General features: G+C 43.3%; 16 protein-coding genes, 1 other RNA gene and 1 riboswitch. Of the genes, 16 read left to right on the plus strand and 1 reads right to left on the minus strand.

All coding sequences use genetic code 11. From position 1 onward, the window contains the following. Nucleotides 1-126: 126 nt before the first annotated feature. From secG to KFV11_RS03110, 7 genes are all read left to right on the plus strand, one after another. Nucleotides 127-360, plus strand: coding sequence for a preprotein translocase subunit SecG (gene secG / locus KFV11_RS03080; RefSeq protein ID WP_149458055.1), 234 nt, complete (start codon nt 127-129; stop codon nt 358-360). 96 nt (nt 361-456) lie between these two features. Next, nucleotides 457-1,197, plus strand: coding sequence for an alpha/beta hydrolase (locus KFV11_RS03085; RefSeq protein WP_254250330.1), 741 nt, complete (start codon nt 457-459; stop codon nt 1,195-1,197). A gap of 15 nt (nt 1,198-1,212) precedes the next feature. Next, complete coding sequence (gene rnr, locus KFV11_RS03090) at nt 1,213-3,540, plus strand: ribonuclease R (RefSeq protein ID WP_149458057.1); 2,328 nt, start codon at nt 1,213-1,215, stop codon at nt 3,538-3,540. 12 nt (nt 3,541-3,552) lie between these two features. After that, nucleotides 3,553-4,014, plus strand: a complete 462-nt coding sequence (gene smpB / locus KFV11_RS03095) for an SsrA-binding protein SmpB (protein WP_149458058.1) — start codon at nt 3,553-3,555, stop codon at nt 4,012-4,014. 89 nt (nt 4,015-4,103) lie between these two features. After that, nucleotides 4,104-4,463, plus strand: a transfer-messenger RNA (tmRNA) gene (gene ssrA / locus KFV11_RS03100). Nucleotides 4,464-4,564: 101 nt separating this feature from the next. Beyond that, on the plus strand, nt 4,565-5,284 hold the full coding sequence (gene aroD / locus KFV11_RS03105) for a type I 3-dehydroquinate dehydratase (RefSeq protein WP_254250331.1): 720 nt from the start codon (nt 4,565-4,567) through the stop codon (nt 5,282-5,284). Between the two features lie 31 nt (nt 5,285-5,315). Beyond that, nucleotides 5,316-5,855, plus strand: a complete 540-nt coding sequence (locus tag KFV11_RS03110; RefSeq protein WP_254250332.1) for a nitroreductase family protein — start codon at nt 5,316-5,318, stop codon at nt 5,853-5,855. A 40-nt stretch (nt 5,856-5,895) separates the two neighbouring features. Here the strand turns inward: KFV11_RS03110 and KFV11_RS03115 are convergent, their stop codons facing one another. After that, a complete protein-coding gene (locus KFV11_RS03115; protein ID WP_149458061.1) occupies nt 5,896-6,219 on the minus strand; it encodes a thioredoxin family protein in 324 nt (107 codons plus the stop codon). Nucleotides 6,220-6,357: 138 nt separating this feature from the next. On the opposite strand from KFV11_RS03115, the gene KFV11_RS03120 reads away from it, so the two are divergent. The 9 genes from KFV11_RS03120 to sufD all read left to right on the plus strand — a co-directional run bounded on the left by KFV11_RS03120 (nt 6,358) and on the right by sufD (nt 13,044). Beyond that, nucleotides 6,358-6,711 carry a Spx/MgsR family RNA polymerase-binding regulatory protein gene (locus KFV11_RS03120; protein ID WP_149458062.1) on the plus strand — a complete coding sequence of 118 codons (354 nt, stop codon included), beginning with the start codon at nt 6,358-6,360 and terminating at the stop codon, nt 6,709-6,711. Nucleotides 6,712-6,736: 25 nt separating this feature from the next. After that, entirely contained in the window at nt 6,737-7,156 is a 420-nt protein-coding gene (gcvH, locus tag KFV11_RS03125) for a glycine cleavage system protein GcvH (protein ID WP_436970212.1), read from the plus strand. A gap of 71 nt (nt 7,157-7,227) precedes the next feature. Then, entirely contained in the window at nt 7,228-7,611 is a 384-nt protein-coding gene (locus tag KFV11_RS03130; RefSeq protein ID WP_149458337.1) for a toprim domain-containing protein, read from the plus strand. Then, nucleotides 7,571-7,873, plus strand: coding sequence for a thioredoxin family protein (locus KFV11_RS03135; RefSeq protein WP_149458064.1), 303 nt, complete (start codon nt 7,571-7,573; stop codon nt 7,871-7,873). The genes KFV11_RS03130 and KFV11_RS03135 overlap by 41 nt, the downstream gene beginning before the upstream one ends. 40 nt (nt 7,874-7,913) lie before the next feature. Next, a riboswitch (SAM riboswitch) is annotated at nt 7,914-8,015 on the plus strand. Between the two features lie 68 nt (nt 8,016-8,083). Beyond that, entirely contained in the window at nt 8,084-9,109 is a 1,026-nt protein-coding gene (locus KFV11_RS03140; RefSeq protein ID WP_149458065.1) for a methionine ABC transporter ATP-binding protein, read from the plus strand. Then, entirely contained in the window at nt 9,102-9,800 is a 699-nt protein-coding gene (locus tag KFV11_RS03145; protein ID WP_281290553.1) for a methionine ABC transporter permease, read from the plus strand. Before KFV11_RS03140 ends, KFV11_RS03145 begins: the two co-directional genes overlap by 8 nt. A gap of 25 nt (nt 9,801-9,825) precedes the next feature. After that, complete coding sequence (locus KFV11_RS03150) at nt 9,826-10,656, plus strand: MetQ/NlpA family ABC transporter substrate-binding protein (RefSeq protein ID WP_149458066.1); 831 nt, start codon at nt 9,826-9,828, stop codon at nt 10,654-10,656. 267 nt (nt 10,657-10,923) lie between these two features. Next, complete coding sequence (gene sufC / locus KFV11_RS03155; RefSeq protein ID WP_149458067.1) at nt 10,924-11,703, plus strand: Fe-S cluster assembly ATPase SufC; 780 nt, start codon at nt 10,924-10,926, stop codon at nt 11,701-11,703. 30 nt (nt 11,704-11,733) lie between these two features. After that, entirely contained in the window at nt 11,734-13,044 is a 1,311-nt protein-coding gene (gene sufD / locus KFV11_RS03160; RefSeq protein WP_149458068.1) for a Fe-S cluster assembly protein SufD, read from the plus strand. The last annotated feature ends 20 nt before the right edge of the window (nt 13,045-13,064 follow it).

The raw sequence follows: 13,064 nt of genomic DNA on the forward strand, positions 1-13,064 counted from the left end.
CCTGTAATCATTTATGATGAAATTGATTCATAACTAGTGACGTCGCTGTTAAGGAAGTACAAACATTCCCTTTTACTCCGCTTTATGATAAAATTATAAAAGTGATTATGAGTAGGAGGGCCAACCATGCATACGTTGTTAATGATATTATTGGTCATTGTTTGTATCGGATTGATTACAGTCGTTTTATTACAAGAGGGTAAAAGTAATGGTTTATCAGGCGCAATCAGCGGTGGCGCTGAAACGTTGTTTGGTAAACAGAAGACACGTGGTGTCGAACTGGTACTCCTGCGTACGACCATTGTGTTGTCAGTATTGTTTTTCCTGATTATGCTGGCATTAACTTATTTCGATTTATAAGACAAAGTCCGGTCATAACCGGACTTTTTTGTTTTATTTAACCGTTAAAAAACCATACAATAGAATTAAGCGTAACAAGTGAAGGAGCTATCAATGATGAGAATTCAATTACCTAAGCCATTTTTTTTCGAGGAGGGCGAACGTGCCGTACTATTACTCCACGGTTTCACGGGCAACTCCTCTGATGTAAGACAACTTGGCCGCTATCTTCAAAAGCAGGGTTATACGTCCTATGCGCCGCATTATGAAGGTCATGGTGTACCGCCTGAAGAACTATTAGCTTCCAGTCCGCACGTGTGGTGGCGGCAAGTGCTGGAAGCCTATGATTTTTTACAGAAAAAAGGGTATAAGGATATAGCAGTTGCCGGATTGTCTCTCGGCGGCGTATTCGCCCTTAAATTAAGTCAGTACCGAGATGTCATAGGGGTCGCAACGATGTGCAGTCCGATGTACATTAAGACGACAGGCAGTATGTTTGATGGTGTGCTGGAATATGCGCGTGAGTTCAAGAGACGGGAAGGAAAGGATGCAGCCCGGATTGAAGCCGAGATGAAGCAGTTCCATCCGACAGAGATGCTTGAAGAACTGCAGCAGACAATCAGCGACGTCAGAGACTCAGTGAGCGATGTCTATGCGCCGCTGTTCATCGCACAAGGCAGACTGGATAAAGTCATTAATCCAGAATCAGCCAGCATTATTTATGACGAAACACCAAGTGATGACAAAGAAATACACTGGTACGAACAGTCAGGTCACGTCATTACTATAGATAAGGAAAAAGAGCAGTTATTTGCTGATTACCATCATCACTTGGAGTCACTTGACTGGTCTAACTAAGAAGGGGGAACACCCATGCAGGATTTTAAACAGACAGCACTCGACTTGTTACAGATAAAAAGTGAAGCTGTGTCTATTACAGACTTGGAACAAGGACTCGGTCTGACGTCAGCTGATGAGTTCAAGGAGCTGATTAAAGCGCTCGTCGATCTTGAACAGAAAGGTAAAATCAGACGGACGAAGAACGACAAATATATCATCGCAGAACGCGACAACAGAGTCGAAGGTATTTTAAGCCAGAACAAAAAAGGATTTGCCTTTGTCCGACCGACAGCAGCAGACGTCGAAGACATTTTCATTCCACCGAATGCGATTCATCAGGCGATGGACGGTGACACGGTTTTAGTGGAAGTTTCTAAAGGAAGAGACGGCAGAGAAGAAGGCGTCGTCAAAGAAATTACAAACCGTGCCATTACTCAGGTTGTCGGAACTTATACAGAAGCGAAGCATTTCGGCTTCGTACTGCCGGATGATAAACGGCTGACACAGGATATCTTCATTCCGAAAGGCAAGAACCTCGGTGCCGTTGAAGGTCATAAAGTACTTGTTGAGCTGACAGCCTATCCAGACGGTACAAGCAATCCGGAAGGAATGGTCAAGTCCATTCTCGGCCATAAAAATGACCCTGGTGTCGATATTTTATCCATCATTTATCAGCACGGCATCAATATTGACTTTGCGCCCGATGCACTGGATGAAGCGAACCGCGTGCCTGATGAAATCGCTAAAAGTGATATCAAAGGGAGACGTGATCTCCGTGATCGTCTGACGATTACGATTGACGGGAAAGATGCGAAAGACTTAGACGATGCCATCAGCATTGAGCGTCTTGGTAACGGCAATTTCCTGTTGACTGTCAGCATCGCAGACGTCAGCCATTATGTCACAGAAGGTTCTGCGCTTGACCGTGAAGCTTATGAGCGCGGCACAAGTGTGTATTTAGTTGACCGCGTCATTCCGATGATTCCGCACCGACTGTCCAATGGTATCTGCTCGCTTAATCCGCAGGTCGACCGGTTGACACTGAGCTGTGAGATGGAAATCAACAGTAACGGGGAAGTCGTGAAGCATGAGATTTATGACAGCGTCATCTTCTCAGACGAGCGGATGACTTATGACGATGTCAATGCCATTTTAGCCGGTGATGAAGCGTTGAGAGAGAAATATGCGCATATCGTGCCGATGGTAGAAGATGCACAGCAGCTCTCTGGAATTCTTGTCCAGATGCGTAAGCGCCGTGGTGAAGTCGACTTTGATTTCAAGGAAGCGAAGATTCTCGTCAATGAAGATGGTATTCCTTATGACGTTGCGATTCGTAACCGCGGGCTCGGTGAGCGACTGATTGAGTCGTTCATGCTGGCAGCGAACGAAACAGTGGCTGAGCATTTCCATCATATGAATGTCCCGTTTATTTACCGTATTCATGAAGAACCTAAAGTAGATAAGCTGAAACGGTTCTTTGAATTTATTACGAACTTCGGCATTATGGTCCGCGGCGGCACAGAAAACGTGCATCCAAAGACATTGCAGAGCATTGCGAAGGAAATCAAAGGAAAACCGGAAGAGATGGTCATCTCAACATTGATGCTCCGCAGTATGCAGCAGGCGAAATATTCAGAGCAGTCGCTCGGTCACTTCGGCCTGTCTGCGGAATATTATACGCATTTCACATCACCGATCCGCCGTTATCCTGACTTGATCGTTCATCGTCTCATCAGAAAGTATTTGATCGAGAAGTCAATGGACCAGAAAGCAATGGATAAATGGGAGGAAGCGCTCGTTGAAATCAGCGACCATACATCTAAACGTGAACGCCGGGCAGTGGACGCTGAGCGGGATACAGATGATCTTAAAAAAGCGGAATATATGGTCCAGCATCTCGGTGAGGAGTTCGAAGGTGTTATTTCCTCAGTGGCGAACTTCGGTATGTTCGTTGAACTTGAGAATACGATTGAAGGTATGGTCCATAATACAAATATGACGGATGATTACTATAACTTTGACGAACGTCATATGGCACTGATCGGTGAGCGGACAGCAAAAATTTTCAGAATCGGCGATAAAGTAAAAGTGAAAGTGCTTAACGTCAACATCGATGAACGCATGATCGATTTTGGTATTGTGGGCATGACGCCGCGTGAAACGTCCCGTAAAGATAAGCCGTCAGTCATCCGGACCGAGAAAAGACGTGACGGGAAGCAAAGTGACCGTCCGCGTGGTAAAGGCCGTGCAAAAGGCAGAGCGACTGGTCATTCAGGAGGCAGACCGGAGAATAAATCCGGTAAAAAGCCGTTCTATAAAGCGAAAGCAGTGAAGAACGCAGGACGCGGCAAGAAGAAATAAGAGGTGAACAGCATGCCGAAAGGTGAAGGAAAGACACTCGCACAGAACAGAAAAGCAAGTCATGACTATACGATAGAAGAGACTATCGAAGCAGGAATTGAACTGCAGGGCACTGAAATCAAATCCATCAGACGCGGTAGTGCGAATTTAAGAGATTCATATGCCCGTGTCTATCAGGGTGAGATGTATGTCTATAATATGCACATCGCTCCTTATGAAGAAGGAAATCGGTTTAACCACGATCCGCTTCGGACGCGTAAGCTGTTATTAAAACGCAAGCAGATTGATAAGCTGTTCGGCCAGACAAAGGAGCAGGGGTATGCGTTAGTGCCGCTCAAGCTCTATATTAAAAACGGCTACTGCAAGATGCTGCTCGGGCTTGCCAAAGGTAAGAAAGATTATGACAAACGTCATGCCTTAAAGGCGAAGGAAGCAAAACGTGAGATGGACCGTGCATTAAAAGGGAAATATTAAGTCAGGCTCCTGGCTGATACATATGAGTTGAATCTGCCAGGAGTATTTGTTATATTTAAATATGCTTGATTATTATAATTTTCTATCCAGGGGGCGTTACGGATTCGACAGGGGTCACTTGGGTTGATATAGCGTGCCGGAGGGTTGTCTTCGTCATCAACACAACAGTTATAATAACTGGCAAAACAAACAACTTCGCAGTAGCTGCCTAATCGCACTCTGCACCTCTCTCAAGCATCGCCTATGTGCCTGATGCAGAGGTTCAACCTTAAGTAGGATACGCTGTTCACTTCCGCCTGGAGTCTGAACAGAAGAGATGAATCGGGCTAGTCATCAGCTGGGGTGTCCATTCTCAGGCTGATGGTGAAACTTCAATAATGCGACTACGCACGTAGAAGTATCAATTGCAGGATCTTTGGACGCGGGTTCGACTCCCGCCGTCTCCATATTTCAGCCGCGCTACTATTCAGTAGGGCGGTTTTTTGTGATGTTATTCGTTTACAGCGGCCTTTTTAATGGTATATGATTAATGTGACTGGAGGGACGGGTAATGGATAAATGTAGTGTAACGCCTAAGATTGTAGTGACGTTAAGTTCCACTAATAACGACTGGAAAGAAACGATTGAGCGGCTGTCAGAGAACATGTCATATATCGATATGATGGAATACCGGGCGGATTTATGTGGCGAACTGGCGGTAGAAGACTATATCGCTGATCTGAAGATGCTGAAAGAGCAGTTCACGCTCCCGTTGATCTTTACGTATCGTTCGAAAGGGCAGGGCGGCAAGGGTGAAAAAGAGCCGCATGCATATTATGAACTCGTGAAAGAGATAGTAACAGCGAATATCATTGATATTATCGATATCGAGCTTCTGTTATATGAAGACTTGATGGATGAATTAATTGAAGCAGCACGGATGCATCACGTGCAGGTGTTGATTTCACACCATGAATTCGATCATACACCGAGTTCCAAAGACTTGATTGCCTTATATAATAGAATGCAGGGCTTAGGAGCGGATTTCAGCAAGGTCGCTGTTATGCCGGCAGACGTCCGCGATGTACTGAAACTGCTGCTGGCTGTATACGAGACGAAGCAGAACTGCGATAACCATATTGTCGGTATAGCAATGGGTGAGCAGGGTAAACTCAGCAGGATTGCCGGCGGGTCGTTTGGTTCTTCATTGACCTATGGTCATATCGGTGAAGAAGCGGCACCTGGTCAGCTGCATGTGAAACAGCTGAAATCATTGCTCGAAATCTATTAGCAGGCAATTACTTTATATGAGGAGTTTTTCTATGGAGTTAAAACAAGCGATCATCAATAGACGCAGCTATAAGAAATACGACCACGATACTACTGTAAGTGATACCGTTATCGAAGAAGCGGTCGCGCTCGCAGCTTATGCACCGAATCACGGGATGCGTGAACCATGGCGCGTCATCTGGATCAAGAAAGACAGGCTGGCTGAATTTGCGGCGCTGTTTGCGGACTTTGCCTTTAAAAATGAGCCTGAGAAGAAAGCGAAGCATATTGACACGCTCACTAAGTTAAGCGGCCTGCTTGTTATTGTCGGAAATTACGACCGCAGACAGAAGCAGTTTCTGGAAGATGTGCTGGCAGTCGGCGCATTTCTGCAGACCTTGTCACTTGTACTGCATGAAGCAGGAGTCGGCAGCTGCATTAAAACGCCCGGCGTGATCACGGCACCCGGCTTAAACGGCAGTCTTGATATCGCAGCAGATGAAATGATTTACGGCTTTGTTTATTTAACGGATACGGCTGACGAAGTTCCATTGAAGGAACGTAACAACAGCCGCCTGCTTACTGAATGGTAAAATTCATAAAAAAATTCCCGACAACTCGTCGGGAATTTTTTTATTTACGGATGTTTTCCTGAAGGAATGCTTTCACTTCTTCAGGTGTTTTTGTATTCGCTGAATGCAGGTGCGCTGTTTTTTTGCCGTTTTCAAAAATCAACAGGCTTGGAATGCCCATGACGTCATTTTCAGTCGCAGCTTCCGGCACTTGGTCACGATTAATCTTGTACCATGTAATATCGTGATATTCATCAACAATAGGGTCAATCCAGTTATCCATCTTCGCGCAGTCAGGGCACCAGTCCGCAAAAAATTTAACAATCATCTGTTCGTCCTGATTAATAATTTCCTCAAATTCTGCATACTGACTTATTGTTCTCATTGTAAAGCTCCTCTACTTATTTTATTATATTATATACCATTCTGTCCTAAAGGTTAAACGGTGTGCCTTTAATAAGTTAATTGTCGTCTTGAATAAATATTGATACTATTGAAATATAACTACAGATGGAGGTTCAATATGATTAAATTTTTCCAGATTCCTAACTGCTCGACATGTAAGAAAGCGGCTCAGTTTTTAACAGATAATGGTGTGAGTTATGAGCCGATCAATCTTAAAGAACATACGCCGACTACCGGGGAATTCACGCAGATCATCCAGCAGACAGGGGTAGACATCGATAAACTGTTTAATCGTCAGGGGACTAAGTTCCGTGAACTGAACTTAAAGGACAGACTAGCTCACCTGAGTCATGCAGAAAAGCTGGATCTTCTTGCATCTGACGGGATGCTCGTCAAACGACCGCTTGCTGTCAATGACGGTAAAATCACTTTAGGTTTTAAAGAAGCAGATTACCGCGATACATGGTTATAAAAAAGATTGAATAAAGATTTATGCTATGTCATTATTAATATATAAACTTAGAGGAGGGATTTTTGTGGCATCATTAGAAGGCTTAAAATTTTCCAAAGATCATGAATGGGTAAAAACTGAAGGAACTGTTAATACGATAGGGATTACTGATTTCGCACAATCAGAATTAGGGGATATCGTATTCGTCGAACTTCCGGAAGTAGGCGATGACATCACTGCAGGTCAGCCGTTTGGCAGCGTGGAATCTGTGAAGACAGTTTCTGAGTTATACGCTCCAATCAGCGGTAAAGTCGTTGAAGTGAACAGCGCTCTTGAGAACAGCCCGGAATTCGTCAATGAATCTCCTTACGACAATGCATGGATGGTTAAAGTTGAAGCATCTAACGAAGATGAATTCAATGAACTGTTAGACCAAGCGCAATATGATGAAATGATAAATGCATAAATGCTATAATTTCCTTGATAATACTGTTATCAGGGAATTTTTTTATAATCGCATATGAGAAGGTGATGAATGTGGCTGTGATGAGTAAAGTCATCGTTGTTGAAGGTAAATCCGACAAGAAGAAGTTGCAGGAAGTCTTATCTGAACCGGTACATATTATTTGCACGAACGGGACGATGGGGGTTTCTAAGCTCGACGCTATGCTTGAGGAGCTCATTGGCCATAAAGTCTATATTATGACTGATGCGGATAAAGCGGGCAAGACAATCCGCAGCTGGTTCAAGCGGCATTTAAGCGAAAGCCGGCATATATATATTGACCCGAAGTATTGCGAAGTAGGAAGGTGTCCTAACGATTATTTAGCAAAAGTGCTGATCAGGCACGAATTTGAAGTGAAAGATGGGAATGTAGCAAATGAGCATCAAGCAGTATTTGCCTGGCAGTCCGCCTGGTGAGACGTATATTATTTTCGGTTATACGCCGTTATGCGGTACATGCAAAGTTGCTGAACGTATGGTAGACGTACTAGCCGAACTGACGAAACTTCATGTTATTAAACAGGATGTGAACTATGTCCCGGCATTAGTACAGGATTATCAAGTGATGAGCGTACCGGTCCTGTTTGTCGTTAAAGCCGACGAAGTGGCCGCAACAGTCTTTAAATTTGAATCTGTGACAAATTTATATGAAATCGTTAATAAAGCATTGACGGAATAAAAATCATAGTCTATGATTAGAAAATAATTTAATAATGTAACTCTTATCAAGAGAGGTGGAGGGATGTGCCCTTTGAAGCCCGGCAACCGTCGTCAGACATGGTGCCAATTCACATAAAGCTTATGGCTTTAGAAGATGAGAGACGATATATTCACGCGTCTTTCTCTTAACATGGGAAAGACGCTTTATTCGTTTAAAGGAGGTAAGTAAGTGATTACACTGCAATCTGTTGTAAAGCAATTTGCAACGAAGAAAGGAACATTGACTGCTGTAGATAACGTTAATCTTCAGATTAGTGAAGGCGAGATATACGGTGTCATCGGATTTTCAGGTGCTGGTAAAAGTACTTTAATCCGAATGTTCAATGGACTTGAAAAACCTACAAGCGGCGATGTCATCGTCGGTGGCGACAATATTGCACAGCTTGGCATTAAAGACTTACGTAAAAAAAGGCAGAAAATCGGCATGATTTTCCAGCATTTTAATCTGCTCTGGTCACGGACTGTCTTTGACAATATCGCTTTCCCACTTGAAATCGCAGGTGTAGCTAAAGCAGAACGGGAACAAAGAGTGAATGAGTTAATCCGTATGGTCGGATTAACCGGCAGAGAGAAAGCATTTCCTTCTCAACTGTCTGGTGGCCAAAAACAGCGTGTCGGCATCGCCCGCGCCCTGGCTAATGACCCGACTGTCTTACTGTGTGACGAAGCGACAAGTGCCCTTGATCCACAGACGACCGATGAAATTTTAGAACTTCTTGTAGCTATTAATAAAAAAATAGGGCTGACCATCATTTTGATTACGCATGAAATGCATGTCATCCGCAAAATCTGTCATAAAGTCGCAGTGATGGAAAACGGCCGTGTCGTTGAAGAAGGACCTGTGCTCACGGTCTTTGGAAATCCGCAGTCAGCCGTGACGCAGCGTTTTGTCAAAGATGACCTGAAAGATGAGGAAGTAGAAACGTCAATCAATGAAATCTTTGAGTCCTACCCGACGGGAACAATCTTAAGATTGAAATTCATTGGTTCAACGACCGGACAGCCGATCATCTCGAAAATGATCCGCAAGTTCAATCTTGATATGAATGTGTTAGCTGGTCATGTCAGTCATACACAGAACGGTGCTGTCGGTCACTTGATTGTCCATGTTCCAGCACTTAACGAACGCACAGATGAGATGTTCAGAGAACTTGAACAGCATGGTGTGAAAGCGGAGGTGGAACGACATGGATAACAGCAGTATCGTACAGATTTTACAGGACATGTTCAGCTTCAAGAATGTGGTCTGGCCGGATGTCTGGACAGCAGTCTATGAGACGTTATTCATGACAATTGTTTCTACATTCTTCACGTTTTTCCTGGGTCTTATCATCGGAACCATTTTATTTCTGACTTCTAGAAGCAAGTCGAGCGGTGCACGCGCTGTCTACAGAATTACGGCGTTCTTAGTCAATCTGTTCCGGGCAGTACCATTCATCATTTTGATCATTCTGCTGATTCCGTTCACCAACATACTGATGCATACCATCAGCGGTGTGAAAGGAGCGCTGCCGGCTTTAATCATCGGTGCTGCACCATTCTATGCCCGCCTTGTTGAAATCGGCATGAAGGAAATTGATAAAGGCGTCATCGAAGCAGCAGAAGCAATGGGTGCTACACGCTGGACCTTGATCACTAAAGTGCTGCTGAGAGAGTCAATGCCGGCACTTGTGTCAGGAATTACAGTAACAGCAATCGCGCTGGTCGGTTCTACAGCAATCGCCGGTGTCATCGGTGCCGGCGGACTTGGTAACTTAGCTTATCTTGTCGGCTTCACCCGCAGTCAGAACGACGTCATTTTAGTAGCAACTGTTTTAATTCTTATCATTGTGTTTGCAATACAGTTTATCGGTGACACAATTACGAGACGCATCGATAAACGATAATAATAAAATATAAGGGAGATTTACAATGAAAAAATTATTAGCTTTCGTCATCACCGTTTTATTTGCAGTAGTTTTAACAGCATGTGGTTCATCTGACAGCAAAGATTCAAGCAGTGCTAAAGGCGACAAAACAATCACAGTCGGTGCATCACCTGCACCTCACGCTGAAATTTTAGAGCAGGCAAAACCCATCCTTAAAAAAGAAGGCTACACATTAAAAATTAAAACAATCAACGACTATACAACACCGAACCGTCTGTTATCTGAAGGCGACATCGATGCTAACTACTTCCAGCATACACCATACTTAGATACAGAGAAAAAATCTAAAGGCTACAAAATCGAGTCAGCAGGTAACGTTCACATCGAACCGATGGCTGTCTACTCTAAAAAATATAAATCTTTAGAAGATCTGCCAAAAGGCGCTACCGTGTTTGTCTCTAATAACCCTGCAGAAGAAGGACGCTTCTTATCATTCTTCACTAAAGCTGGATTAATCGAGCTTAAACCTGGTACAGATCCAATCCAAGCGACATTCAAAGATATTAAAACAAACAAAAAGAACATTCAGTTCAACAATAAGCAGGCAGCTGAATTCCTGGCTAAAACTTATCAAAACAACGAAGGCGATGCAGTTATCATTAATGCGAACGTGGCGTTAGCTAACAAAATCAATCCGGTTAAAGATTCTATCGTTATCGAAGACAAAAAATCTCCATACGCTAACTTGATTGCCGTACAACAAGGTCATAAAAACGATGCTAAAATTAAAGCATTAGTTAAAGCATTGCAATCACCACAAATCGTTAAATATATTAAAGATCACTATGATGGTGCAGTTATCCCTGCAAAATAATATGATTTAACTTGAACAGCCCTCTATCTTTTATAGATAGGGGGCTGTTCTTTTAACGATAATCCCATATGCTGCGTCATCAATCATTTTCAATAAAGTGCGTGTTATTCTCAATGACGTAAAAAATCTATATCAATTAATTTAATATAGGCGCTATTTACGTTATAATGATTACTGTGAGTCAATACAACTGTCTTTGACCGTAGATTAAAATTATTATAAGCTAATAGAGATGAAAATTTTTATATATATCTGGAGGGAATACACATGGCATCAGTTTTAGAAATTAAAGATTTACACGTTTCAATCGAAAATAAAGAAATCTTAAAAGGTGTGAATCTGACAATCAAGCAGGGAGAAATCCATGCGATCATGGGACCGAACGGTACTGGTAAATCTACTTTATCATCTGCTATTATGGGTCACCCGAAATACGAAGTGACACAAGGCGAAGTATTATTAGACGGTGAAAATGTACTTGAGATGGAAGTAGACGAAAGAGCCCAGGCAGGTCTTTTCCTTGCGATGCAGTATCCATCAGAGATCTCCGGTGTGACTAACGCAGACTTCTTACGTTCAGCGATTAACTCACGCCGCGAAGAAGGTCAGGAAATCAACTTGATGCAGTTCATCAAAAAATTAGATAAACAGATGGAATTCCTTGAGATGGACCTTGATATGGCACAGCGTTACTTAAATGAAGGTTTCTCAGGCGGCGAAAAGAAACGTAACGAGATTCTTCAGTTAATGATGCTTGAACCAAAATTCGCTATTCTGGATGAAATCGACTCAGGGCTTGATATCGATGCACTTAAAGTCGTTTCTAAAGGAATCAATGAGATGCGCGGAGAAAACTTCGGCTGTCTGATTATTACTCACTACCAGCGTCTACTCAATTACATCACACCCGACTATGTGCATGTCATGATGCAGGGCCGCGTTGTGAAATCAGGTGGAGAAGAGTTAGCACAACGTCTTGAAGCTGAAGGTTATGACTGGATCAAACAAGAATTAAATATCGAAGACGAAACTGTTAGTGCTGAATAATATCTGATTATACACGAGGAGGATTTTGCAATGAGTCAAACGTTTGACGTGAATCCTGGGATTATCCAGGAATTTTCACAATCAAAAAATGAGCCTTCATGGATGACAGCTGTCCGTGAAGATGCATTCAACCGATTAAATACTATTGAAATGCCAAAACCCGATAAAACGAAGTTAGATAAATGGAATTTTCATTCTGTTAAGCATACAGTGATTGATAGTGACACTTATGCATCAGTTGAAGCACTGCCTGCTTCCGTGAAGCAAGTGCTGGATATTGAGTCGATTGATAACTTGTACGTTCAGCATAACAATACACCGGCTCTTCTGAAAGTGAGTCCGGAACTTGAAGCACAGGGTGTCATCATTAAAGATATCCATACAGCGATGGCTGAACACAGTGAATTAGTACAGCAGTACTTCATGACGGAAGCGGTAAAAGTAGACGAACATCGTCTGACAGCGCTGCATGCCGCATTGATGAACGGTGGATTATTCATTTATGTCCCTAAAAACGTAGTCATTGAATCACCGATTCAAATGGTGACACTGCATGACAATGCTGACGTCAACTTATTCAATCACGTACTGATTGTTGCAGATGAAAGTTCTGAAGTGACATACGTTGAAAACTATATTTCAACAATCGCTGAAGCTAAAGCTCAGTTGAATTTAATTTCTGAAGTCATTGCCAGCAATAACGCGAAAATCACTTACGGCACAGTAGATTTCTTGTGCAAAGGCTTGACAGGTCACGTCATCCGCCGCGGCGTTGCAGCGCAGGATGCTGTGATTGACTGGGCATTAGGATTAATGAACGACGGCGATACGATTAATGACAACACCACTTACTTGATGGGCGACAACTCTTCAAGTGACTTGAAGATTGTTGTGGTCGGCCGTGGAGAACAGAAATTAAACTTCACGACTCAGATTATTCAGTACGGGAAAAATTCACAAGGTCACATCTTGAAACATGGTGTGATGAAAGACGCAGCATCATCTATCTTTAACGGCATCGGTTACATTAAACACGGTGCGACTAAAGCTGATGCACAGCAGGAGTCACGTGTCTTGATGCTGTCAGAAAAGTCACGCGGCGACGCGAATCCGATTTTACTGATTGATGAAGATGATGTGACAGCAGGTCACGCGGCTTCAGCAGGCCGTGTTGATCCGCTGCAGCTCTTCTACTTGATGAGCCGCGGTATTTCCAAGCAGGAGGCAGAACGCCTTGTCATTCACGGCTTCCTAGCACCAGTTGTTAACGTGCTGCCGATTGAAGCAGTCAAGCGTCAGCTGACAGAAGTGATTGAACAGAAAGTCATGGGCAACATTTAGTTTAAAGAAAGGTCCTGATA

Origin of the sequence: Macrococcus equipercicus, assembly GCF_024205945.1 — a bacterium.
GTDB classification, from domain to species: Bacteria; Bacillota; Bacilli; order Staphylococcales; family Staphylococcaceae; genus Macrococcus; species Macrococcus equipercicus.